Genomic DNA, 23,397 nt, shown 5'->3' on the forward strand with positions numbered 1-23,397 from the left:
CGAGCGGGTGGAGCGGGCATGGGACGAGTTGCGGTGTACGGCGCGTACGGGCACACCGGGCGGTTCGTGGTCGCGGAGCTGCGTGAGCGCGGGTACGTCCCGCTGCTGCTGGGCCGCGACCGGGAGAAGCTGCTGGCGATGGCGGAACCGGGGCTGGAGGCGCGGCCGGCATCGGTGGACGACCCGGTGGCGCTCGACCGCGCCCTGGCCGGTGCGGCGGCGGTGATCAACTGCGCCGGCCCGTTCGCGACGACCGCCGCCCCGCTGATCGAGGCGGCGTTGCGCGCGGGCATCCCGTACGTGGACGTGGCGGCCGAGATCGAGGCGAACGCGGACACGTTCGCGCAGTTCGCCGAGCGTGCCGGGGACACCGTGGTGGTCCCGGCGATGGCGTTCTTCGGCGGTCTCGGCGACCTGCTGGTCACCGCCGCGATGGGGGACTGGACGGCGGCCGACGAGGTGCGCATCGCCTACGGCCTGAGCAGCTGGCACCCGACCGCCGGAACGCTCGCCGCGGGCGCGGTGTCGCGCGAGCGGCGGGCCGACCGCCGGGTCCGCTACAGCGGCGGACGGCTGCGGTACCACGACGACGCCCTGCCGACGCTGGCGTGGGAGTTCCCGGCGCCACTCGGGCGGCAGGACGTCATCGCGGAGTTCAGCATGGCCGACATCGTCACGGTGCCGAGCCACCTGGCGGTCCCGGAGGTGCGCACGTACATGACGACGACGGCGGCCGCGGACCTGGCCGCGCCCGACGCGGCGGCACCGGCCCCCGTCGACGAGCGAGGCCGGTCCGCGCAGACGTTCGTCGTCGACGTGGTCGTCCGCTCCGGTGACGCGGAACGCCGGATCTCCGCCGCGGGGCGGGACATCTATGCGATCAGTGCGCCGCTGGCGGTGGAGGCGGTGGAGCGGGTCCTGACCGGGCGGACGCGGGCCGTGGGGGTGGTGTCGGCGGGTGCGGCGTTCGACGCGCCGGAGTTTCTGCGTGCGCTGGCGCCGCACCTGTCGGTGCAGGCGGGCGCCTGAGCGGGCGAGGACCGTCGCGTGCCCGCCGCGGGGCGGGACATCTATGCGATCAGTGCGCCGCTGGCGGTGGAGGCGGTGGAGCGGGTCCTGACCGGGCGGACGCGGGCCGTGGGGGTGGTGTCGGCGGGTGCGGCGTTCGACGCGCCGGAGTTTCTGCGTGCGCTGGCGCCGCACCTGTCGGTGCAGGCGGGCGCCTGAGCGGTCCTCGCCCCGCTCAGGCGCCCCGCGTCCCTCAGCCGGCGTTGTGCCGGTAGAACGGCTCCTTGATCGGCGCCAGCGGGGTGTTGCCGAGGATCAGGTCCGCCGCCTTCTCCGCGGTCATGATCACCGGCGCGTAGATGTTGCCGTTGGTGATGTAGGGCATCACCGACGCGTCCACGACCCGCAGGCCCTCGACGCCGTGCACCCGCATCGAACCGGGGTCCACGACGGACATCTCGTCCACACCCATCTTCGCCGTGCAGGACGGGTGCAGCGCCGTCTCCGCGTCCTTGGCCACCCAGTCCAGGATCTGCTCGTCGGTCTCCACGGCCGGGCCGGGGGAGATCTCGCCGCCGTTGAAGCGGTCCAGCGCGGGCTGGTTGAGGATCTTCCGGGCCACCCGCACGGCCTCCACCCACTCCCGCCGGTCGTTCTCGGTGGACAGGTAGTTGAACCGCAGCGCCGGGTGCCGCCGCGGGTCGGTCGAGGTGATCTTCACGCTGCCGCGCGTGTCGGCGTACATCGGTCCCACGTGGACCTGGTAGCCGTGCCCGCCCGCCGGCACCGACCCGTCGTAGCGGATCGCGATCGGCAGGAAGTGGAACATCAGGTTCGGATAGGCCACGGTGTCGTTGCTGCGCACGAACCCGCCGCCCTCGAAGTGGTTCGTGGCGCCCGGACCGGACCGCAGGAACAGCCACTGCGCCCCGATCAGCGGACGCCGCCACGTCGCCAGGTGCGGCTGCATCGACACCGGCTCCTTGCACGCGTACTGGATGTACACCTCGAGGTGGTCCTGCAGGTTCTCCCCGACACCGGGCAGATCGCGCACCACGTCGATGCCGAGCCGGCCCAGCTCGGCCGCGTTGCCCACGCCGGACAGCTGCAGCAGCTGCGGCGTGTTGATCGCCCCGCCGCACAGCACGACCTCCTTGCCGTACACCTCACGCGGCGCGCCCCGCCCGGTCGAGTACTCGACCCCGACGGCGCGGGTGCCGCGGAACAGGATCTGCGACACGAACGCGCGGGTCTGCACGGTCAGGTTCTTCCGGTGCCGCACCGGGTGCAGGTAGGCGCGCGCGGCCGACAGCCGGCGGCCGCGGCGCACGTTCCGGTCGAACGGCCCGAACCCCTCCTGCCGGTAGCCGTTCACGTCGTCCGTGCGCGGGTACCCGGCCTGCTCGGCGGCGTCGAAGAACGCCTGGAACAACGGGTTCGACGCCGGGCCGCGCTCCAGCTCCAGCGGGCCGTCGTGCCCGCGCCACGGCCCGTCCGGCGGATCGGCCAGGCAGTTCTCCATGCGCTGGAAGTAGGGCAGGCAGTGCGCGTAGTCCCACTCGGCCATGCCGGGATCGGCCGCCCAGCGCTCGTAGTCCATCGGGTTGCCCCGCTGGAAGATCATGCCGTTGATGCTGCTCGACCCGCCGAGGATCTTGCCGCGCGCGTGGTAGATGCGCCGCCGGTTCATGAACGGCTCCGGCTCGCTGCGGTAGCCCCAGTCGTAGAAGCGGCTGCCGATCGGGAAGGTCAGCGCGGCGGGCATGTGCACGAACACGTCCCACTTCGCGTCCGACCGGCCCGCCTCCAGCACCAGCACCTTCACCTTCGGATCGGCCGACAGCCGGTTGGCCAGCACGCACCCGGCCGAGCCGCCGCCGACGATGATGAAGTCGTAGTTCTCCGTGCTCACGTTCGTCCTCCTCAGGAAAGCTCGTCGACGAGCCGGTTGTCGCGGTCGGCCTGGTGTTCGGGGAGCGTGCCCAGGCGGTGGCGGCCCCGCAGCCGGAACCACGCCAGGCCGATCGCGGCGACGAGCCCGATGAACATCAGGGCCATCCAGCGGAGCGGGCCGCTGCCGTAGATCTGCTCGCGCGGCCACGCGAGGTTCACGGCCATCCCGGCGCCCCACAGCACCGCCACGATGTTGATCGGCAGGCCCAGCCGCCCGAGCGAGAAGTGACCGCCGGCGTCGCGGCCCGGCCACCCGCCGCGCAGCCGCTTGACCAGCATCGGCACGGTGACCAGGAGGTAGGCGAAGTAGATCATGACCACGGCGACGCTGGTGACCGCGGTGAAGATCTCCGGGGTGCCGATGTTGACCACCAGGATCAGCACCGCGACGGCTCCGATCAGGATCGCCGGGATCACCGGCGTGCCGGTCTTGGCGTTGATCCGCGCCAGCCGCACCCCGAACGGCAGGGCGTTGTCCCGGGCCATCGCGAACATCAGCCGGATCCCTGCCGTGTGCACGGCCAGCGCGCACACCGTGATGGCGACGACGATGCAGCCCAGGAACACCTTGCCCAGCGGCCCGCCGAGCACCTGCAGCACGATCAGCTGCAGCCCGCCCGCCGACGTGCCCAGCCGCGGGTCGGACAGATCCGGCGCGGCCATGATGGCGAACAGCAGGATCAGCCCGCCGATCACGAACGACGCGATGACCGCCCGCAGGATCGCGGCGGGCGCGGTGCGCCGCGGGTTGACCGTCTCCTCGCCCAGCGAGCTCGCCGTGTCGAAGCCGTACATGACGTAGGCGGAGGCGATCGCGGCGACCAGGAACACGCCGGCGTAGCCACCGGTGTGCCCCTCGCCGAGCCCGTGCGTGTCGACGAAGACACCCGGCCCGCGCACCACGTTCACCGCGAGGATCACGACCAGCAGGACCGCCGCGATCAGCTCGATGAACACGCCGATGCTGTTGATGCGCGCCATCAGCTTGACGCCGAAGGCGTTGACCAGGGTGGTGAACAGGATCAGCACGGCGCCCCAGATGACCGCGGAGATCGCGAAGTCGTGGGCGCCGCTGCCGTCGCCCACCAGCTGGAAGCCGGGCCACAGCTGCGGCAGCGTCACCTGGTAGGCCAGCACCACGCTCGCCAGGGTGACCACGGAGGCGGTGAACATCATCCACCCGGCGAGCCACGACGTGGTGCGCCCGGCGAGTCTCTTGGACCAGTTGTAGACCGAACCGGCGACGGGGTAGCGGGCGGCGAGCTCGGCGAAGCACAGGGCCACCGCGATCTGCCCGACGAAGACCATCGGCCAGGACCACCAGTAGGCCGGCCCGCCGGTGCCGAACCCGAAGTAGAACAGCTGGAACGTGCCGGTGAGGATGGAGATGTAGCTGACGCCGGCGGCGAAACTGGCGAACTTGCCGATGCTGCGGTCGAGTGACTGCCGATACCCGAACTCGGACAGTCCGTGGTCGTTGCTGGTGCTCACGCGCGCCTCCTCTTCAGTACTGCGGCGTGGAGAGGGAATCCCGGTCAGCCCTTGAACCAGTGCTGCGGCCGGGGATCGATGTTGTGGTAGATGTGCTTGGTCTCGCGGTACTCGTGCAGGCCGGACGGGCCGAGTTCCCGGCCGATGCCGGACTTGCCGAAGCCGCCCCACTCCGCCTGCGGCAGGTACGGGTGGTAGTCGTTGATCCAGACCGTGCCGTGGCGCAGCGCCCCGGCCACGCGCTGGGCGCGCCCGGCGTCGGACGTCCACACCGCGCCGGCCAGGCCGTAGTCGGTGTCGTTGGCCAGCTCGACGGCCTCCTCCTCGGTCGCGAACCTCTCGACGGTCACGACCGGGCCGAAGACTTCCTCGCGCACCACGGCCATGTCCCGGGTGCAGTCGCTGAACACGGTCGGGCGGAGGAAGAAACCGTTGCGCAGCGCGGGATCCTCCGGCCGCGTGCCGCCCGCGCGCAGGGTGGCCCCGGCGGCGAGCGCCCCGGCGATGTAGCCCTCCACCTTCGCGCGGTGCTGCGCGGAGATGAGCGGACCGGTCTCGGTGGCGGGGTCGAGCCCGTTGCCCAGCCGGATGCGGTCGGCGCGCGCGGCCAGCTCGTCGACGAACCGGTCGTGGATCCCGTTCTGCACGATCAGCCGGGCCCCCGCCGAGCAGACCTGTCCGGAGTGGACGAACGCGGCGTTGAGGGCCTGGTCCACGGCGGTGTCGAAGTCGGCGTCGTCGAAGACCACGTTGGGGTTCTTGCCGCCCAGCTCCAGCGCCACCCGGCGGACCCCGCGCGCCGCGGCGGCCATGATCTTCTCGCCGGTCGCGAGCCCGCCGGTGAACGACACCAGGTCGACCCCGGGGTGCTCGACCATCGCGGCGCCGACCGCGCCCGGCCCGAGCAGCAGGTTCACCACGCCCGGCGGCACACCGGCCTCCTCGGCGAGCGCGACGAGCCGGATGGTGGTCAGCGGGGTCAGCTCGCTCGGCTTGAGCACCATCGTGTTGCCCGCCGCCAGTGCCGGGGCGATCTTCCAGGAGATCTGCAGCAGCGGGTAGTTCCACGGGGCGATCAGCGCGCACACCCCCACCGGCTCGTGCACGATCCGGCTGATCGCGCCCGGGTCGCCGGTGTCCACCACGCGGCCGGCCTCCTGGGCGATCGCCGCGGCGTAGTAGCGGAACACCGCGACCACGTCGTCGACGTCGACGCGGCCCTCGGCGAGGGTCTTGCCGGTGTCCAGGCTTTCCGTGCGGGCGAGCTCCTCGCGGTCGCGGACCAGCAGGTCCGCGATGCGGCGGAGCAGCTCGGCGCGCTCGCCCGCGGTGGTGCGGCGCCACGGTGAGCCGGGGCGGAACGCCCGGCGCGCGGCGGTGACGGCCAGGTCGACGTCGGCGGGCCCGGCGAGGGCGACCGACTGGATGACGGAGGCGTCGTAGGGGTTGAGGACGTCGGTGCGGGACCCGTCGCGCCCCTCGGTCCAGTTTCCGTCGATGTACAGGTCCTTCATGAGCCCTTTCCGATGTGGTAGCGGGCAAGCCGGCGCTGGTGATGTGATGCGCGGCACTTTCAGTGCGTACATTTGTACATGAGAGTGCGTACGGATGTCCATACTCGTCGGCTACGATCGTGTTAACCGGGAGTCTTCGCGGGTGGGGGTGTGCGGTGGTGTCACAGGTGGCCGGTTCGCGCCGGCAGCGTCCCAACGATCCCGAGCGTCGCGCGAAGATCGCGCGGGCGGCCATCGACGTGGTCGCCGAGCGGGGGATCGACGGGCTGACCCACCGGGCGGTCGCCGCGGCCGCGGGGGTGCCGCTGGGGTCGACGACGTACCACTTCCGCACCCTGGACGACCTGCTGGAGGTGGCGCTGAAGCAGGCGGCCGAGGACAACGTCCGGCGCCTGCGGGAGTGGGAGCGGACCGTGCCGGCGGATGCGGACTTCGCGGCCGCGCTGGCGGAGCTGGTGATGCGGTACGTGCGTGACGAGGGGCCGCACACGGTGGTCGAGTACGACCTGTACGTGGCGGCGATGCACCGGCCCCGGCTGCGGCCGCTGAGCGCGGCGTGGGACGACGCGCTGATCGAGCTGTTCGGCTCGCGGACGGACGCGCTGACCGGACGCGTGCTGGCGGGGTTGTTCTGCGGGCTGCTGATGCAGCTGGCCATCACCGACGACGCACCGTCCTCTTCGGACGTCGAAGCGATCTTCCGCCGGGCGGTCCACGGGCCGTGAGTCCTGGCCGCCGCGGGGGCGGCCAGGACCGGTGCGGCTACGGCTGGGCCACCGGTTCCGGCGCGGTGCTCAGCTCGCGGCGCCGGCGGCCGAAGACCTTCGGCTGGTTCATCGCGAACACGGCCACCGCGCGATCGCCGCGGCGGTACACCGCGGTGAACCGCCGGGCGGCCGGGTCGCCGTCGACGATCTCCATCCGGTCGCCCTCCCGGCGGTGCCCCGCGAACTGCAGGCGCGTGCCGTACTGGTCGGACCAGAAGTAGGGCGCGCGGGTGCTCGGCACGGACTCGTGGCCGAGCAGCGTCGCCGCGGCGGTGGCCGGTTGCTCGAGCGCGTTCGTCCAGTGTTCGAGCCGGATCTCCGCCCCGGCGAACGGGTTGTGCGCCACCGCGCAGTCACCGGCCGCCACCACCGACGGGATGCCGGTCGCGCACCGGGCGTCGGTGCGCACGCCCCGGGTCGCGTCCAGCCCGGAACCGGCCAGCCACTCGGTGTTGGGCACCGCGCCGACGCCCACCACGACGACGTCCGCAGGCAGCTCGCGGCCGTCGGTCAGGTGGACCGAACTCACCCGGCCGGCCCCGGCCAGCGCCGCGACACCGACGCCGGTGATCAGCTCGACGCCGTGGTCGCCGTGCAGTGCCGCGCAGACCGAGCCCAGTTCGACGCCGAGCGGGCCCGCGAGCGGCACCGCCTGCTGCTCGACCACGGTGACCGCCAGCCCGAGCCCGCGGGCGGTGGAGGCGACCTCGGCCCCGATGAACCCGGCGCCGATCACGACCAGCCGCGCGCCCGGAACCAGGGCGGCGCGCAACGCGACCGCGTCGTCCAGGGTGCGCAACGTGTGCACGCCCGCCGGCGCCGGGCCGGGCAGGCGGCGGGCCCGCGCGCCGGTCGCCAGCACCGCGCCGTCGCAGACGATCCGCTCGCCCGAATCGAGCTCGACGGTGCGCAGCGCCGGGATGAGGGCGACCGCGCGCCGTCCCAGGCGCCAGTCCGCGTCCAGGTCCTCGTCGTCGCTCTCCAGCGCCAGGTCGGCCGCCGACATCGCGCCGGCGAGGAACTCCTTCGACAGCGGCGGCCGGTCGTAGGGCCGGTGCGGGCCGACGCCGACGACGACCAGGCGCCCGTCGAAGCCGCGTTCGCGCAGGGCCCGCGCCGTGGACAGGCCGGCCAGCGACGCGCCCGCGATGGCGATCGTGCGCATCAGACCCCCATCCGCTCGGGCGCCTTGACGTTGACGTAGACCTGCCCGTCGACCACGACGACCTCGTGCGTGCGCACCGGCTTCTTCGCCGGCGGCCCGCTCGGGATGCCCGTGCGCAGGTCGAAACAGGAGGCGTGCAGGGGGCACTCCACCGCGCAGCCCTCCAGCCAGCCGTCGGCCAGCGAGGCGTCCTGGTGGGTGCAGGTGTCGTCGATCGCGTACAGCGTGCCGTCGACGTTGAACACCGCGATCGGCACCTCGCCGTCGATGCGGACGGCTTCGCCGACGGGGAGGTCCTGGAGAGCGCAGACGGGAATCATGAGGCGGCTCCGTTGTGTAATGCACAACTACACGTGCTATCCGCAACAGAGTGCGGCAGCGAACCGGGAGCGGTCAAGGCCTGGAAGTGGGAAATTGTGTCATGTGAGTAGAGTTGCGGTATGCGGAACAACGAGCGCTCGACGAACGGGTCCGCGAGCCAGGTCCAGTCGGTGGACCGGGCGATCGCCATCCTGGACATCCTGGCCAGACGCGGGGAGGCGGGGGTCACCGAGATCGCGCAGGAACTGGATGTGCACAAGTCGACCGCGTTCCGCCTCGTCGGCGCGCTCGAGGCGTGGCAGCTGGTGGAACAGGTCAGCGAGCGCGGCAAGTACCGCCTCGGGTTCGGCATCGTCCGCCTGGCCGGCGCCACCACGGCACGGCTGGACCTGTCCCGGGAGAGCCGGGCGGTGTGCGAGCGGCTCGCCGCGGAACTCGACGAGACCGTGAACGTCGCCGTGGTGGACCAGGGCCAGGCGACCAACATCATGCAGGTCTACGGCTCGGCGGCGGTGACCGCGCGGAACTGGATCGGCCAGCGCACGCCGCTGCACGCCACCTCCAGCGGCAAGGTCCTGCTGGCCTGGGCCGCCGACGACGTCCGGGAGGCCGCCCTGGCCGAGCTGACCCCGTTCACCCCGAACACGCGCACCGACCGGGCCAAGCTCACCGAGGAGCTGGCGCAGGTCCGCGAGCGCGGCTGGGCGTGCACGGTGGAGGAGCTGGAGGTCGGCCTCAACGCGGTGGCCGCCCCGATCCGCGCCGCGAACGGGGACGTGATCGCGGCGCTGTCGGTCTCCGGCCCGGCGTACCGGATGGAACCGTCGTCCTATGCGGACGTCGCGGAGAAGATCGTCGCGGGCGCGGAGGAGATCAGCTTCCGCGTCGGCTACCTCGGCCCCCGCTGACGTCGGGACACGCGCCGCGGGTCAGGGGAACACCACCGTGCTGTTGCCGTTGAGCAGTACGGGTCGTCCACAGTGCACGGAGCGGCCGGTCCGCGGGCCCCGGCTCAGGGGAACACCACCGTGCTGTTGCCGTTCAGCAGTACGCGCCGTTCGCAGTGCCAGCGGACTGCCCGGGACAGCGCCAGCGCCTCCGCGTCGCGGCCCACCGTTTGCAGCGCGCGCGGGTCGTAGGTGTGGTCGATGCGGATGACCTCCTGCTCGATGATCGGGCCCTCGTCCAGGTCGGGCGTCACGTAGTGCGCGGTCGCCCCGACCAGCTTCACGCCCCGGTCGTAGGCCTGGTGGTAGGGCTTGGCGCCCTTGAACCCGGGCAGGAACGAGTGGTGGATGTTGATCGCGCGGCCGTGCAGCGCCTTGCACAGCTGGTCGGACAGCACCTGCATGTACCGGGCCAGCACCACCAGCTCCGCCTCGTACTCCTCCACCACCTCCAGCAGCCGCGCCTCGGCCTGGGGCTTGGTTTCCGGGGTCACCGGGATGTGCAGGAACGGCAATCCGGCCGCCTCCGCCATCGGCCGCAGATCGTCGTGATTGGACACCACCGCGACGATGTCCGCGCCCAGGCTGCCCGCGCGCCAGCGGAAGATGAGGTCGTTGAGGCAGTGCCCCTGCTTGGACACCATGACCAGGATGCGCGCGTTGCGGTCCGGGTGGAACGCGTACGACATGGCGAAGTCCGCGGCGACCGGCTCGAACCCGCGGGACAGCTCGCCGAGGTCCACCTCGTGGTCGGTGGTCACCTTGGTGCGCAGGAACAACCGCTTGCGCACCGGGTCGTCGAACTGCTGGTACTCCTCGATGTTGCCGCCGTGCTCGACGAGGTAGGCGCTGACGGCGTGGACGATCCCGGTCCGGTTCGGGCAGTCCAGGGTGAGCGTGAACGAACGGGTCATCGTTGTCTCCTCAGCATTCCACGATGTTGAGAGCCAGCCCGCCGCGGGCGGTCTCCTTGTACTTGTCCTTCATGTCGGCGCCGGTCTCGCGCATCGTCTTGATGGCCTTGTCCAGCGACACGTGGTGGCGGCCGTCGCCGCGCACCGCCATCCGCGCGGCGGTGATCGCCTTCACCGAGGCGATGGCGTTGCGCTCGATGCACGGGATCTGCACGAGCCCGCCGACCGGATCGCAGGTGAGGCCGAGGTTGTGCTCGATGCCGATTTCGGCCGCGTTCTCCACCTGTTCCGGGGTGGCACCGATGATCTCCGCCAGCCCGGCCGCGGCCATCGAGCACGCCGAGCCGACCTCGCCCTGGCACCCGACCTCGGCGCCGGAGATCGAGGCGTTCTCCTTGAACAGCGACCCGATCGCCCCGGCGGTGAGCAGGAACCGCACGGCCGCGTCGTCGTCGAAGCCGGACAGGAACTTCTCCGCGTAGTGCAGCACCGCGGGCACGATCCCGGCCGCGCCGTTGGTCGGCGCGGTGACCACCCGCCCGCCCGCGGCGTTCTCCTCGTTGACGGCCAGCGCGAACAGGGTGACCCACTCCATGGCGTGCAGCGCGTCCGGCTCACCGGAGTCGCGTTCCAGCCGCTCCCGCAGGTCGTTGGCGCGCCGGCGCACCTTCAGCCCGCCGGGCAGCACGCCGCCGGTGTGCGTGCCGCGGTGCACGCATTCGCGCATCACCGACCAGATCCGCAGCAGCCCGGCCCGGATTTCCGCCTCACCGCGCCAGGACAGCTCGTTGGCCAGCATGAGATCGCTGATGCGCAGGCCCGTTTCGCGGGTGAGGGCGAGCAGCCCGTCGGCGGTGGTGAACGGGTAGCGCACCGGGGTGGGATCCGGCACCAGCGCCCGGCGGCCGGTCTCGTCCTCGTCGAGCACGAACCCGCCGCCGACGGAGTAGTACTCGCGGGCGTCGAGGATCTCGCCGTCCTCGCCGAAGGCGGTGAACACCATGCCGTTGCTGTGGAAGTCCAGCCGCTTCCGGCGGTGCAGCACGATGTCCTCGTCGACGGCGAACGCGATCCGGTGCTTGCCGAGCAGGGCGATCGCGCCGTCCGCCCGCGCCGCGGTCACCGCGGGCTCGGCGGCGACGGGGACGACCAGGTGCGGCTGCTCCCCGGACAGGCCCAGCACGACCGCCTTGACGCTGCCGTGCCCGTGCCCGGTAGCGCCCAGCGAGCCGAACAGCTCGCAGCGCAGCCGCGCCGTGCGCGCCAGGAGGCCGGTGTCGGCCAGGCGGGAGGCGAACAGGTACGCGGCCCGCATCGGGCCCACCGTGTGCGAACTGGACGGACCGATGCCGACCTTGAAGAGGTCGAAGACGGAGACCGTCATGGTCCCTCCTGATGTAGGGTTGATATACCAGAGTGACGAGTCGTGGTTTTCAGGCGTTAGGATGGGGTTCGTGACCGCTCAACCGCAGGAACTCGAGGGCCCGCCGGTCTCGCTGGCCGAGCGCGCCTACACGGCGATCCAGGACCGGCTGATCATGCTGGACATCCCGCCGATGGCGCCGATCGACGACACCGCGCTGTCCGCGTCGCTCGGACTCGGCCGCACGCCGGTGCGGGAGGCGCTCAAACGGCTGGAGGTGGACCGGCTGGTGATCTCCTACCCGCGGCGCGGCACGTTCGCCACCGGGGTCGACATCACCGACCTGGCCTACATCTCGGAGATCCGCGTCCAGCTCGAACCGCTCGCCGCCCGGCGTGCCGCCGAGACCGCCGCGGCGGCGGTGAAGTCCGGGCTGGCCGAGCTCGCCGACGAGGTCGCGGACCTGGACGTGCGGGCGCTCGACCGCACCGGGCTGATGCGCTGCGACCTGCGGGTGCACCGCGCGATCTACCGCGCCGCGGGCAACCCGCACCTGGAGGACACGCTGGTCCGCTACGACAACCTGGCGACCCGCATCTTCTGCCTGTTCCTCGACCGGATGCCGCACTTCGACCGGCACGTGGGCGAGCACGCGGCGCTGCTGCGGGCGATCGCCGACGGCGACGGCGACACCGCCGCCGACCTGGCCCTCACCCACGTGACCGGCTTCGAGAAGGCGATCCGCGCGATCATCTGACCGGTTCATCGCAGCGCCGCCAGGATGGCGAGGCCGTCGCGCGTGGCGGCGACGTCGTGCACCCGCACGATCTTCGCGCCGCGCTCGGCGGCCAGCACGGCGGCGGTCACCGACGCCACCGTGCGCTGCCCGACCGGACGGCCGGTGAGCCGGCCGAGCATCGCCTTGCGGGACAGGCCGGCCATGACCGGTACCCCGAGCGCGCGGAACTCCGGCAGCGCGCCGAGCAGGGCGAGGTTGTGCTCCAGCGTCTTGCCGAACCCGAACCCCGGGTCGGCGATCAGGTGCCCGGCCGGGATGCCGGCCGCCAGGCAGGCCTCGATACGGGCCCGCAGGAAGTCCCGTACCTCGGCGACCACGTCGGTGTAGCGCGGGTCGCGCTGCATCAGGTGCGGTGGCCGGAGCATGTGGGTCAGGCACACCGGCACCCCGAGCTCAGCCGCGGCCGGCAGAGCCCCGGGGTGGCGCAGCGCCCGCACGTCGTTGATCATCGCGGCCCCGGCGTCCACCGCGGCCCGCATGACCTCGGGCCGGGACGTGTCGACCGAGATCGGCACGTCCACCACGCGGGCCAGCCGGGCGATCACCGGCACGACCCGGTCCAGTTCCTCCTCCAGCGCGGGCGGATGGGCGCCGGGCCGGGTGGACTCGCCGCCCACGTCCAGCAGGTCGGCGCCCTCGGCCACGAGCCGTTCGCCGTGCGCGACCGCGGCCCCGGAGTCGTGGAAGGCGCCGCCGTCGGAGAACGAATCGGGCGTCACGTTCACGATGCCGCACACCAGCGTGCGCGGCCGCGCCAGCAGCTCCGGCACCGGTGTGCGGACGGCGGCGGAGTTCCCGGTCCTGGTCATGACTGTCCTAACGGGACGCGGCGGTGATGGTGTGCCGCAACAGCAGCGCGGTGGTGACCGGGCCGACCCCGCCCGGCACCGGCGTCAGCGCGGCGACCCGGCCGGACAGCGATCCAGCGTCGGCGTCACCGGCGAGACCACCGTCCGGAGTCGGGTTGGTGCCCACGTCGACGACCACCGCGTGCGGGGCGGCGTGCTCGGCGGTGATCAGCCCGGCCCGGCCCACGGCCACCACGAGGACGTCCGCCTCGCGCGTGCAGGCGGCGAGGTCCGCGGTGTGGCGGTGGCAGATCGTCACGGTCGCGTCCCGGGCCAGCAGGAGCTGCGCCGCGGGCTTGCCGACCACGGTGGAGCGCCCGACCACCACGGCGCGGCGCCCGGCCAGGGGCACCTCGTAGTGGTCGAGCAGCGCCAGCACCGCCGCGGCCGTGGCCGGCGGGTGCGCGGGCAGGCCCGCCGTGAGACGGCCCAGCGACACCGGGTTCGCCCCGTCCACGTCCTTGGCCGGGTCGATGGCGGTGGCCAGCTCCTCCAGCCGGGCGCCGCCGGGCAGCGGCGTCTGCAGGATGATCCCGTGCACCGCCGGATCGGCGCTCAGCCGCTCCAGCTCGGCGGTGATCCCGGCGGGGGTGGCGCCCGCGCCGAGGTCCACCACATCGCACTGCACACCGCTGCGGGCCGCGGTCTTCGCGATCGAGCGCACGTACCAGGCGCTGGACTCGTCGTCGGTGGCGACCACCACGGCCAGGCGGGGGTGGACGCCCCGCTCGGACAGGGACGCGCCGGCGGCCGAGACGCCGGCGCGGATCAGCCGGCCCAGCTCGGTTCCACTGAGGACGGCCGTCATCGCGTGATCTGCTTCCGCACGGCGGCGGTCACGTCGTCCGCGCGCGCCATCGCCTGGTCCACCGTGGCGATCGCCGCGCCCAGCTCGTCACGCGCCGGGCCCTCGGCGATGCCGGCCAGGTTGATCTCGACGTTCACCCGCGCCGTGGACAGCGCCGCCTTCGCCGCGTCGGCCGCGGCGGCGACGTCGCTGATCACGTTGCGGTTGCCGATCGGCTGGAGGCGTTCGGTGAGGTTGACGATCTGCTTGGCGACCGCGATGACCCGCGCCGGGACCCGCCCGGCCTCCACCAGGGCCGCGCCGATCGCCCGCGACCGGGCCAGCTTCTCGCCCTCGGTGGTTTTCGGCAGCGCGTAGGCGCGGGTGACGGCCTGGAAGGCGGCGGCGTCCTTCTCCGCCAGTGCCAGGGCGAGGGTGCGCAGATCGTCGGCGTTGTCCCGGATCTGCGTGATCGCCTCGGCGTCCTGCCGGTACTTCTCGCCGTCGCTGTAGCGGGCCACCATCGCGACCAGCGCGGCGCCCTGGGCGGCGTGCAGCGCGGCGGTGGCGCCCCCGCCCGGGGCGGGCACCCGGGCGGCGAGCGCGTCGAGGAAGGCTTCGAGGGTGAGGGTGCGCATGGGGTCCTTCCTCAGCGCCGGATGCGCAGCATCTCGGGGTCGACGAGTGGTTCGGCGGCCACGGTGGCGCGCACCCGGCGGCCGAAGTAGCCGATCTCGACCGGCGTGCCGGGGGTGGCGGTGGCGGGCAGCCACGCGTAGGCGATCGGCACACCGAGGGTGTGGGCGAACGCCGCGGAGGTGACGTACCCGGCGGGCTCGCCGTCGACGAACACCGGCTCGGAACCGAGCACCACGCTGCGGCCGTCGTCGACGGTCAGGCACGACAGCCGGCGCGTCACGGTCTCGTCGGTGACCCCGGCGATCGCGTCCCGGCCGACGAAGTCGCCCTTCTGCTTGCGCACCGCGAACCCGAGCCCGGCTTCGTACGGGTTGTGCTCGGTGGTCATGTCCGCGCCCCACGACCGGTAGCCCTTCTCCAGCCGCAGGCTGTTGAACGCGGCGCGGCCCGCGGCGACCACCCCGAGCGGGCGGCCGGCCTCGAACAGCACGTCCCACAGCCGCTGCCCGTACTCGGCGCTGGTGTAGATCTCCCAGCCGAGTTCGCCCACATAGGACAGTCGCATCGCGGTGACCGGGATCCCGGCGATGTGCGCGGGCGTGCAGCGGAAGTACTTCAGCGCCTCGTGCGAGAAGTCGTCCCGGCTCAGTGGCTGCACGAGGTCGCGCGCCAGCGGTCCCCACACGCCGATGCAGCAGGTGCCGCCGGTGATGTCGCGGACCTGCACGTCACCACCGGCCTCGGACCGGAAGTAGGCCAGGTCCAGGTTGCCGTTGGCGCCGACCTGGAAGCGGTCCTCGCCCAGCCGCGCCACCGTGAGGTCGCTGCGGATGCCGCCGGCGTCGTCCAGGGCGAGTGTGTAGGTCACCGAGCCGACCGACTTGTCCATCTTGCCGGTGGTGAGCCGGTCCAGGAACGCCAGCGCCCCCGGGCCGGACACCTCCAGGCGCTTGAGCGGCGTCATGTCGTAGAGGGCGACCGCGGTGCGGGTCTTCCACGCCTCGGCCGCGGCGATCGGGGAGTGGAACATCGCCGACCACGCGTCCCGCGACGGCGGCTGCCACTCCGGCGGCAGGTCCTTGACCAGGTGCGCGTTGGCCTCGTACCAGTGCGGGCGTTCCCAGCCGTGCGCCTCCAGGAAGAACGCGCCCAGCTCCTTCTGCCGCGCGTGGAACGGGCTGACCCGCAGGTCGCGCGGCGACAGCTTCGGCTGCAGCGGGTGCAGCACGTCGTAGATCTCCACGAAGTTGCGCTGCGCGGTCTCGTCCACGTAGGCGTCGGTGGTCTCGATCTCGTCGAACCGGTGCACGTCGCAGCCGTGCAGGGAGATCTCGCTGCGGCCGTCGACCAGCAGCTGCGCGACCGAGCGCGCCACGCCGGAGGAGTGCGTCACCCACACCGCCTCGGCGATCCAGAACCCGGCGACGTCGGGCGACTCGCCGATCAGCGGGCCGCCGTCCGGGGTGAAGGAGAAGATCCCGTTGAACCCGGTCTCGATCTTGGCCGACCGCAGCGACGGCAGCAGCTGACGGCTGTGCTCCCAGGAGGGCGCGAAGTCCTCCTCGGTGAACGGCAGCATGGACGGCATCGCCGCCTCGGTCAGGTCGTCGTCGGAGACCTCGGGCAGGTCGGACAGGCGCACCGGCATCGGGCGGTGCGCGTAGGAGCCGATGCCCAGGCAGTCCACGTGCTCCCGGTAGTACAGGTCGCGGTCCTGGTGGCGCAGGATCGGCAGCCCGGCCTCGGTCAGCTCGTCGTTGCGGCCCACCAGGTCCGCCACCTGGCCGGTGCGCACGTACTGGTGCGCCAGTGGCAGCAGCGGCACCCGCATGCCGACCATCTCGCCGATCGCCTGGCCCCAGAACCCGGCGCAGGACACCACGATGTCGGCCGGGAAGTCACCGGCGGTGGTCCGCACCCCGGTGACGCGGCCGCCGCTGTGCGCGATGCCGGTGACCCGGACGCTGCCGTGGAATTCGGCGCCGCGGGATTCCGCCCGCCGGCGCAGGGCCACCACGGCGCGGGCGGCCTTCGCGAGCCCGTCGGTCGGGGTGTGGAACCCGCCGAGGATCTGCTCGGGGTCGAGCAGCGGGTGCAGCCGCACGCACTCCTCGGGGCCGACGACCTCACCGGGCACGCCCCACGACGTGGCCCAGCCCTGCTTGCGGTGCAGGTCGGCCAGGCGTTCCGGGGTGGTGGCGACCTCCAGGCCGCCGACCTGGTTGAAGCACCAGGCGCCGTCCACGGCGAGGCTCTTCAGCTTGTTCACCGTGTAGGTGGCGAACTCGGTCATCGTCTTCGACGGGTTCGTCTGGTACACCAGGCCGGGCGCGTGCGAGGTCGAGCCGCCGGTGAGCGGGAGCGGACCCTGGTCCAGGACCGTGATCCGGGTCCACCCGCGTTCGGTCAGCTCGTCGGCCAGGTTCGCGCCGACGATGCCGGCGCCGATGATGACAACCCGGGGTGTGGTGCTCATCGTGGTCTCCTGTCTGTGGTCTACGAGGTGGTCCCGGCGGGCTGGAACTCCAGCGCCGCGTCGAGGAGCCAGTCGGCGAGGTATCCGGCGAACGAGGGCCGCACGAACACCCGGAAGTCGTCGCCGGTGCCCAGCGCGAGCAGCAGCACCGGGGCCTGGCCGAGCGTGGTCTGCGCGGCCCGCCCGGACGGGAACGCCAGCGGGTGCAGGTCCAGCGAGCAGCCGGTGGCCAGGACATCCCGCGCGTGCCGTCCGCTGATCCGGATTCCGGTGCGCTGCGCGGACACGTCGACGGCGGCCCCGCCGCGCGGCCGGACCGCGGCGCCCAGCCGCGCCTCCAGCTCGTGCCCGTCCGCGGCGGTGCTGGTGACGAGCCACTCGTCCGGGCCGAGCCAGACGATCTGCCCGTCGGCGGCGTAGACCCAGGTGTTCGGCTCGGTGGGCAGCGGGGTGCCGAGCACGTCGGCCGGTGGCGTCACCCGCAGATCGACCGCGGCCACCGGCGGCTCGGCCTCCAGGTTCAGGCCGGTCGCGTTGCGCGAGGCGGCCGCCAGCGCGGGAATCCACTGCTGCAGCGGATGCGTGGGGTAGAGACGGGGCTCAGCCATCGCGGCGTGCTCCTTCCGGGTCGACCAGCACGATCCCGCCGATCTCGGCCGGCACCAGGGTGCCGTCGACCGGGACGTGCACGGTTTCGCCGATGCGGGCCTGCCCGCCCTTGACCAGGGCCAGCGCGAACGGGCGGCCCAGCTCGGCGCTGTGGTAGCTGGAGGTGACGTGGCCGAGCATCGGCACCGGCGGCGGGGGCAGGGTGCCGTCCGGGCGGAACTCCACGACCTGCGAGCCCTCCGGCAGCTTGGTGCGGGCGTCGGCGGGCAGCAGCGACACGAGCTGCTTGCGCAGCGGGTTGGTGTTCTCCGCCCGGGTGAACGACCGCTTGCCGACGAAGTCCCGCTTCTTCTTCGACACCGCCCAGCCCAGGCCGAGGTCGTGCGGGCTGACCGTGCCGTCGGTGTCCTGCCCGACGATCGGGTAGCCCTTCTCCGCCCGCAGCACGTGCATGGTCTCGGTGCCGTACGGGGTGATGTGCCAGCGCGCGCCGGCCGAGAGCAGGCGCAGCCACATCGCCCTGGCGTACCAGGAGTTCACGTTGACCTCGAAGGCCAGCTCACCGGAGAACGAGATGCGCGCGATGCGCACCGGCACGCCGTCGAGTTCGGTGTCCTGCCAGGACATGAACGGGAACGCGTCGTTGGACACGTCCAGGTGCGGGAAGGTCGCGGCGATCACGTCCCGCGAGCGCGGCCCGACCACCGGGAACACCGACCACTGCTCGGTCACCGAGGTCAGGTGCACGCGCAGGTCCGGCCACTCGGTCTGCAGCCACTCCTCCATCCAGTCCAGCACGCGGGCCGCGCCGCCGGTGGTGGTGACGACCAGGAACCGGTCCTCGGCCAGCCGCAGCACCGTGCCGTCGTCGAACACCATGCCGTCGTTGCCGCACATGACGCCGTAGCGCACGCGCCCGACCTTGAGGGTGCTCATCATGTTGGTGTAGAGCCGGTCGAGCAGCACGGCGGCGTCCGGGCCCTGCACGTCGATCTTGCCCAGCGTGGAGCCGTCCAGGATGCCGACCCCGCCGCGGACCGCGGCGCACTCGCGCAGCACGGCGGTGTCCATGTTCTCGTGTGGCGCCGGGTAGTAGCGGGCCCGTTTCCACTGCCCGACGTCCTCGAACACCGCCCCGGCGGCGACGTGCCAGCTGTGCAGCGAGGTGATCCGCTCGGGGTCGAACAGCTTGCCGCGCTCGCGCCCGGCCAGCGCGGCGAACGCCACCGGGGTGTAGGGCGGGCGGAACGTCGTGGTGCCGGTGTCCTCGACCGGTTTCCCGAGCAGCTCGGCGACGATGCCGGAGGCGATCACCCCGGACGTCTTGCCCTGGTCGTGGGCGGTGCCGATGGTGGTGTAGCGCTTGACGTGCTCGACCGACCACAGCCCGGCGCCCACCGCCCGCTCGATGTCGGCGACCGTGGCGTCGCGCTGGATGTCCACGAACTGGCGGGCCGGGTCGCCTTCGGTGCGCCACAGCACCAGCGGCGGCGTGGCTTCCGGCTCCGCGGGGGTGGCGGGCGCGTCGTCCCCGGCACCGTCGCGCAGGCACCCGGCGAGGTCGAACGTGCCGTTGGCGGCGCCGATCACCGACACCCCGGGAACCGGCTCGGCCGGGCGGAAGGCGCCCAGCGCCGGGTCGTAGCGCAGCGCGCCGCGGACGTGGCTGAACAGGTGCGCGGCCGGGTTCCAGCCGCCGGAGGTCAGCAGCAGGTCGCACGGCAGCGACTCGGGCTTGCCCGCGGTGACCGTGTCCACGCCGGTGATCCGGCCGTCGCCGGTGGCGCCCACGACGGCGCTGGCCGGACGGACGGCGATCGACCGCTCCCGGCACAGCGCGGCCCAGTACTCCGGCGCGCTCGGGCGGGCGTCCAGGACGACGACCCGCGCCCCGGCGTGCTCCAGGTCGAGCGCGGCCGCGTAGGCGGAGTCGCCGGTGGTGAACACGACGACCTCGCGTCCGGCGAGCACCCCGTAGCGGTGCAGGTAGTCGCGCGCCGCGGAGGCGAGCATGATGCCCGGCCGGTCGTTGTCGGCGAACACCACCGGCCGTTCGTGCGCGCCGGTGGCGACGACGATGTGCCGGGCGCGGATCCGGTGCACGCGCTGACGCGAGACATTGCGCGGCGCGGCGGTGCCGAGGTGGTCGGTGCGCCGTTCCAGCGCCAGCACGAACCCGTCGTCGTAGTGCCCGAACGCCGTGGTGCGCTGCAGGTGCAGCACCTCCGGCGTGGCGGCCAGCTCGGCCACGACGTCGGCGACGAACTCCCGCGAGGGCCGCCCGTCGATCACCTCGGTGCCGGTCAGGGACCCGCCCGCGTCGGCCCGGTCGTCGACGAGCACGACCCGTTCCCCGCGCCGCGCGGCGGCGCGTGCGGCCAGCAATCCGGCCGGGCCCGCGCCCACGACGAGCGTGTCGCAGTGCGTGTGCTTGCGGTCGTAGCGGGCGGTGTCGGCCACCTCGGCGAGCCGGCCCTGCCCGGCGAGCCCGCGCGCGACGAGCCCGTCGGTCAGCTCCACGGTCGTGGCGAGCAGCATCGGCTCCGGGAACGGCTCCTCGATCTGCACCAGCCCGGTCGGGTCCTCGACCCACGCCGCGCCGATCCCGCGCGGGCGGCCGAACTTCACGCTCGTGCCGACCGCGTGCACGCCGTGCGCGAGCAGCGGCGACGCCAGCGTGTCGCCCGGGTGCCCGGTGTAGGTGACGCCGTCGAAGGTGAACCCGACGGTGCGGGTGCGGTCGATCCGGCCGTAGCCCTTGATGCGGCTCATGACGCCACCTCCGGTGCGGACTGGCCCATCGGGTACACGGCCAGGAACTGATAGGTCCGGGTGTCGCGGACCGCGTTGAACCAGCGACGGCAGCCGGTGGCGTGGCTCCAGCGCTCGGCGAACGGGCCCTTGGGGTTGTCCCGGAAGAAGACGAAGTGCGCCCACTCCTCGTCGGACAACGCGGCGGGGTCGTCCGGGTAGGCGACGTGGGCCTGGCCGCCGTAGTGGAACTCCACTTCCTCGCGCGGCCCGCACCACGGGCAGGTGATGAGTTGCATGCGTGGCTCCTAGTGGGCGACGGCGGCGGCGCCGTGCTCGTCGACGAGCGCGCCGGTGACGAAGCGGTCCAGGCCGAACGGCGCCACGTACGGGTGCGGTTCGCCGTTGGCGATCGTGTCGGCCAGGCACCAGCCGAGCCCCGGGGTGGCCTTGAAGCCGCCGGTGCCCCAGCCGCAGTTGAGGTAGACGTTGTCGTAGGGCGTGCGGCCGATGATCGGCGAGGCGTCCGGGGTGACGTCGACGATCCCGGCCCAGCTGCGCAGCAGGTGCGCACGGGCGAACACGGGGAACAGCTCCACCGCGGCGGCCATCTGCCGCTCGATGATGTGGAACGCGCCGCGCTGGCCGTACCCGTTGTAGGAGTCGACACCGGCGCCCATCACCAGCTCGCCCTTGTGCGCCTGGGACACGTAGACGTGCACGGCGTTGGACATCACGATCGTCGGGTGCACCGGCTCCAGCAGCTCCGACACCAGCGCCTGCAGCGGGTGCGACTGGAGCGGCGCGCGCACGCCCAGCTCGTCCAGCAGCACCGAGGTGTGCCCGGCCGCGCACAGGGCGACGGTGCCGCAGGCGATGTCGCCGCGGCTGGTCCGCACACCGGTGACCCGGTCACCGTCCACGGTGAACCCGGTGACCTCGCAGTCCTGGATCAGGTCGATCCCGGCTTCGTCGGCCCGCCGGGCGAACCCCCAGGCGACGTAGTCGTGCTTGGCGATGCCCGCGCGCGGCTGGTAGGTCGCGCCCAGCACCGGGTACCGGATGTCGCCGGAGACGTTGACGATCGGGCAGACCTTGGCGACCTCGTCGGGGGAGAGCCATTCGGCGTCGATGCCGTTGAGCTTGTTGGCCTCCACCCGCCGCACGCTGTCGCGGACGTCCTGTTCGGTGTGCGCGAGGTTGAGCACGCCGCGCTGGGAGAACAGGATCGGGTAGCCCAGGTCGTCTTCGAGGCCCTCCCACAGCTTCAGGGCGTGCTCGTAGATCGCCGCCGATTCGTCCCACAGGTAGTTGGAGCGGATCAGCGTGGTGTTGCGGGCCATGTTCCCGCCGGCCAGCCAGCCGCGCTCCAGGACCGCGACGTTGGTGATGCCGTGGTTGCGCGCGAGGTAGTGCGCGGTGGCCAGGCCGTGCCCGCCGCCGCCCACGATCACGACGTCGTAGCTGCGCTTCGGTTCCGGGTTGCGCCACAGGAAGTCCGGGTGGTCGGGCAGGTGCGCGCCCGGCGGCTGGGTGGGGGTCATGCCGTCAGCTCCGGGTAGAGGGGGTGGCGGGCGGTGAGGTCGGCGACGCGGGCGGAGAGCTTGTCCAGGTCGGCGGCGGAGGCGTCCGGCCGCAGGGCCAGCGCGGCGATGTCGGCGACCTCGGCGAAGTCGTCGTCGCCGAACCCGCGGGCGGCCAGCGCGGGCGTGCCGAACCGCAGGCCGGAACTGATCATCGGCGGACGCGGGTCGAACGGGACCGCGTTGCGGTTGACCGTGATGCCGACCTCGTGCAGCCGGTCCTCGGCCTGCTTGCCGTCCAGTTCGGACTCCCGCAGGTCGGCCAGCACCAGGTGCACGTCGGTGCCGCCGGTCAGCACCCCGATCGTGTCCTCGCGCAGCAAGCGCTCGGCGAGGATCTTCGCGCCGCGCAGGGTGCGTTCCTGGCGCTCCCGGAACTCCGGCTCGGCGGCCAGTTTGAACGCCACCGCCTTCCCGGCGATCACGTGCTCCAGCGGCCCGCCCTGCTGGCCGGGGAACACGCTGCTGTTGAGCTTCTTCGCCAGTGCCCGCTCGGCCAGGATCACGCCGCCGCGCGGGCCGCCGAGGGTCTTGTGCGTGGTCGAGGTGACGACGTGCGCGTGCGGCACGGGGGAGGGGTGCAGGCCCGCCGCGACCAGGCCGGCGAAGTGCGCCATGTCGACCATCAGGTACGCGCCGACCTCGTCGGCGATCCGGCGGAACGCGGCGAAGTCCAGGTGCCGCGGGTAGGCCGACCAGCCGGCCACGATCAGCTTCGGCCTGCGCTCCCGGGCCAGCCGCTCGACCTCGTCCAGGTCGACGCGGTGGTCCCCGGCGCGCACGTGGTAGGCGGCCACGTCGTAGAGGCGGCCGGAGAAGTTGAGCTTCATCCCGTGCGTCAGATGCCCGCCGTGCGCGAGGTCCAGGCCGAGGATCGTGTCCCCGGGTTCCAGCAGCGCGGCCATCGCGGCGGCGTTGGCCTGCGCGCCGGAGTGCGGCTGCACGTTGGCGTACTCGGCGCCGAAGAGCGCCTTGAGCCGGTCGATCGCCAGCGTCTCGATCTCGTCGACGTGCTCGCAGCCGCCGTAGTAGCGGCGGCCGGCGTAGCCCTCGGCGTACTTGTTGGTCAGCACCGACCCCTGCGCCTGCATCACCGCCAGCGGCGCGAAGTTCTCGCTCGCGATCATCTCCAGGGTGTCCCGCTGCCGGGCGAGCTCGCGCCCGATCGCCGCGTGCACCTCCGGGTCGGTCTCCGGCAGGGAACGCCCGAGCACGCGCTGGGGGCTGAGTGCGCCAGCGCGGCCGATGGCCACCGACATGCTGCCTCCCTGTCTCATACCTCTGTTCGCCGACTGATATATCAACTGGCGGCCACGCTACGGCCGGTGTCCGGCGGGGTCAAGAGCCGATTCCGGGGAACCCGTTGTTACTCGTGAGTTCCTTGTCCGGCAGGCATTTCCCGGTTCGTGTTTCGGGTTCGCAAACTCCTCGCCATCGCCGGTTCAGGTCTTGACAGAACCGG

21 protein-coding genes are annotated in these 23,397 nt (G+C 72.6%); 5 read left to right on the top strand and 16 right to left on the bottom strand.

From position 1 onward, the window contains the following. Window positions 1–18: 18 nt before the first annotated feature. Both D0D28_RS09030 and D0D28_RS09035 read left to right on the top strand, forming a co-directional pair. A complete protein-coding gene (locus D0D28_RS09030) occupies window positions 19–1,029 on the top strand; it encodes a saccharopine dehydrogenase family protein (protein ID WP_116110328.1) in 1,011 nt (336 codons plus the stop codon). An 18-nt stretch (window positions 1,030–1,047) separates the two neighbouring features. Continuing rightward, window positions 1,048–1,227: a hypothetical protein gene (locus tag D0D28_RS09035; RefSeq protein ID WP_205413209.1), complete on the top strand. Its 180-nt coding sequence runs from the start codon at window positions 1,048–1,050 to the stop codon at window positions 1,225–1,227. Window positions 1,228–1,261: 34 nt separating this feature from the next. On the opposite strand, the gene betA is transcribed toward D0D28_RS09035, so the two are convergent. The 3 genes from betA to D0D28_RS09050 are packed head-to-tail and all read right to left on the bottom strand — an operon-like array spanning window position 1,262 to window position 5,966. Next, window positions 1,262–2,920: a choline dehydrogenase gene (betA, locus tag D0D28_RS09040; protein ID WP_094008206.1), complete on the bottom strand. Its 1,659-nt coding sequence runs from the start codon at window positions 2,918–2,920 to the stop codon at window positions 1,262–1,264. Window positions 2,921–2,931: 11 nt separating this feature from the next. After that, window positions 2,932–4,452, bottom strand: a complete 1,521-nt coding sequence (locus D0D28_RS09045) for an APC family permease (RefSeq protein ID WP_094008205.1) — start codon at window positions 4,450–4,452, stop codon at window positions 2,932–2,934. Between the two features lie 44 nt (window positions 4,453–4,496). Then, complete coding sequence (locus D0D28_RS09050; protein ID WP_094008204.1) at window positions 4,497–5,966, bottom strand: aldehyde dehydrogenase family protein; 1,470 nt, start codon at window positions 5,964–5,966, stop codon at window positions 4,497–4,499. Between the two features lie 167 nt (window positions 5,967–6,133). On the opposite strand from D0D28_RS09050, the gene D0D28_RS09055 reads away from it, so the two are divergent. Continuing rightward, a complete protein-coding gene (locus D0D28_RS09055; RefSeq protein WP_429727787.1) occupies window positions 6,134–6,691 on the top strand; it encodes a TetR/AcrR family transcriptional regulator in 558 nt (185 codons plus the stop codon). A gap of 37 nt (window positions 6,692–6,728) precedes the next feature. Here the strand turns inward: D0D28_RS09055 and D0D28_RS09060 are convergent, their stop codons facing one another. Continuing rightward, on the bottom strand, window positions 6,729–7,898 hold the full coding sequence (locus D0D28_RS09060) for an NAD(P)/FAD-dependent oxidoreductase (RefSeq protein WP_116110330.1): 1,170 nt from the start codon (window positions 7,896–7,898) through the stop codon (window positions 6,729–6,731). Then, complete coding sequence (locus D0D28_RS09065; RefSeq protein ID WP_094008201.1) at window positions 7,898–8,218, bottom strand: bifunctional 3-phenylpropionate/cinnamic acid dioxygenase ferredoxin subunit; 321 nt, start codon at window positions 8,216–8,218, stop codon at window positions 7,898–7,900. The genes D0D28_RS09060 and D0D28_RS09065 overlap by 1 nt, the downstream gene beginning before the upstream one ends. 120 nt (window positions 8,219–8,338) lie before the next feature. Here D0D28_RS09065 and D0D28_RS09070 point away from each other — a divergent pair, with 120 nt between their 5' ends. Further along, window positions 8,339–9,127 (top strand): IclR family transcriptional regulator, encoded by a 789-nt coding sequence (locus D0D28_RS09070; RefSeq protein ID WP_094008200.1) that lies wholly within the window; start codon window positions 8,339–8,341, stop codon window positions 9,125–9,127. A gap of 104 nt (window positions 9,128–9,231) precedes the next feature. Here D0D28_RS09070 and purU read toward each other — a convergent pair whose 3' ends face one another. Continuing rightward, window positions 9,232–10,080, bottom strand: a complete 849-nt coding sequence (gene purU / locus D0D28_RS09075) for a formyltetrahydrofolate deformylase (protein ID WP_094008199.1) — start codon at window positions 10,078–10,080, stop codon at window positions 9,232–9,234. 10 nt (window positions 10,081–10,090) lie between these two features. Beyond that, on the bottom strand, window positions 10,091–11,464 hold the full coding sequence (locus D0D28_RS09080; RefSeq protein ID WP_116110331.1) for an L-serine ammonia-lyase: 1,374 nt from the start codon (window positions 11,462–11,464) through the stop codon (window positions 10,091–10,093). A 61-nt stretch (window positions 11,465–11,525) separates the two neighbouring features. Between D0D28_RS09080 and D0D28_RS09085 the strand changes: the two genes are divergently transcribed. Continuing rightward, complete coding sequence (locus tag D0D28_RS09085; protein WP_094008197.1) at window positions 11,526–12,200, top strand: GntR family transcriptional regulator; 675 nt, start codon at window positions 11,526–11,528, stop codon at window positions 12,198–12,200. Window positions 12,201–12,205: 5 nt separating this feature from the next. Here D0D28_RS09085 and folP read toward each other — a convergent pair whose 3' ends face one another. Genes folP through glyA form a run of 9 tightly spaced genes read right to left on the bottom strand, consistent with a single transcriptional unit; the run spans window position 12,206 to window position 23,194 of the window. Beyond that, window positions 12,206–13,051 (bottom strand): dihydropteroate synthase, encoded by an 846-nt coding sequence (gene folP / locus D0D28_RS09090; RefSeq protein WP_116110332.1) that lies wholly within the window; start codon window positions 13,049–13,051, stop codon window positions 12,206–12,208. A gap of 7 nt (window positions 13,052–13,058) precedes the next feature. Next, entirely contained in the window at window positions 13,059–13,898 is an 840-nt protein-coding gene (locus D0D28_RS09095; protein ID WP_116110333.1) for a bifunctional 5,10-methylenetetrahydrofolate dehydrogenase/5,10-methenyltetrahydrofolate cyclohydrolase, read from the bottom strand. Further along, the gene (locus D0D28_RS09100) at window positions 13,895–14,515 is read right to left on the bottom strand and encodes a cyclodeaminase/cyclohydrolase family protein (RefSeq protein ID WP_116110334.1); all 621 of its coding nucleotides are present in this window, start codon (window positions 14,513–14,515) and stop codon (window positions 13,895–13,897) included. Before D0D28_RS09100 ends, D0D28_RS09095 begins: the two co-directional genes overlap by 4 nt. A gap of 11 nt (window positions 14,516–14,526) precedes the next feature. Then, window positions 14,527–16,992, bottom strand: coding sequence for a GcvT family protein (locus tag D0D28_RS09105; protein WP_116110335.1), 2,466 nt, complete (start codon window positions 16,990–16,992; stop codon window positions 14,527–14,529). A gap of 20 nt (window positions 16,993–17,012) precedes the next feature. After that, entirely contained in the window at window positions 17,013–17,600 is a 588-nt protein-coding gene (locus D0D28_RS09110) for a sarcosine oxidase subunit gamma (protein WP_094008192.1), read from the bottom strand. Then, a complete protein-coding gene (locus D0D28_RS09115) occupies window positions 17,593–20,373 on the bottom strand; it encodes a 2Fe-2S iron-sulfur cluster-binding protein (protein ID WP_116110336.1) in 2,781 nt (926 codons plus the stop codon). The genes D0D28_RS09110 and D0D28_RS09115 overlap by 8 nt, the downstream gene beginning before the upstream one ends. Beyond that, window positions 20,370–20,651 carry a sarcosine oxidase subunit delta gene (locus D0D28_RS09120; protein ID WP_116110337.1) on the bottom strand — a complete coding sequence of 94 codons (282 nt, stop codon included), beginning with the start codon at window positions 20,649–20,651 and terminating at the stop codon, window positions 20,370–20,372. The genes D0D28_RS09115 and D0D28_RS09120 overlap by 4 nt, the downstream gene beginning before the upstream one ends. Before the next feature lie 9 nt (window positions 20,652–20,660). After that, a complete protein-coding gene (locus tag D0D28_RS09125) occupies window positions 20,661–21,896 on the bottom strand; it encodes a sarcosine oxidase subunit beta family protein (RefSeq protein ID WP_116110338.1) in 1,236 nt (411 codons plus the stop codon). Beyond that, a complete protein-coding gene (gene glyA, locus D0D28_RS09130; RefSeq protein WP_094008188.1) occupies window positions 21,893–23,194 on the bottom strand; it encodes a serine hydroxymethyltransferase in 1,302 nt (433 codons plus the stop codon). Before glyA ends, D0D28_RS09125 begins: the two co-directional genes overlap by 4 nt. Between the last annotated feature and the right edge of the window lie 203 nt (window positions 23,195–23,397).

The sequence above is a fragment of the Amycolatopsis ruanii genome (genome assembly GCF_003385175.1).
Classification (GTDB): domain Bacteria; phylum Actinomycetota; class Actinomycetes; order Mycobacteriales; family Pseudonocardiaceae; genus Amycolatopsis_E; species Amycolatopsis_E thermalba.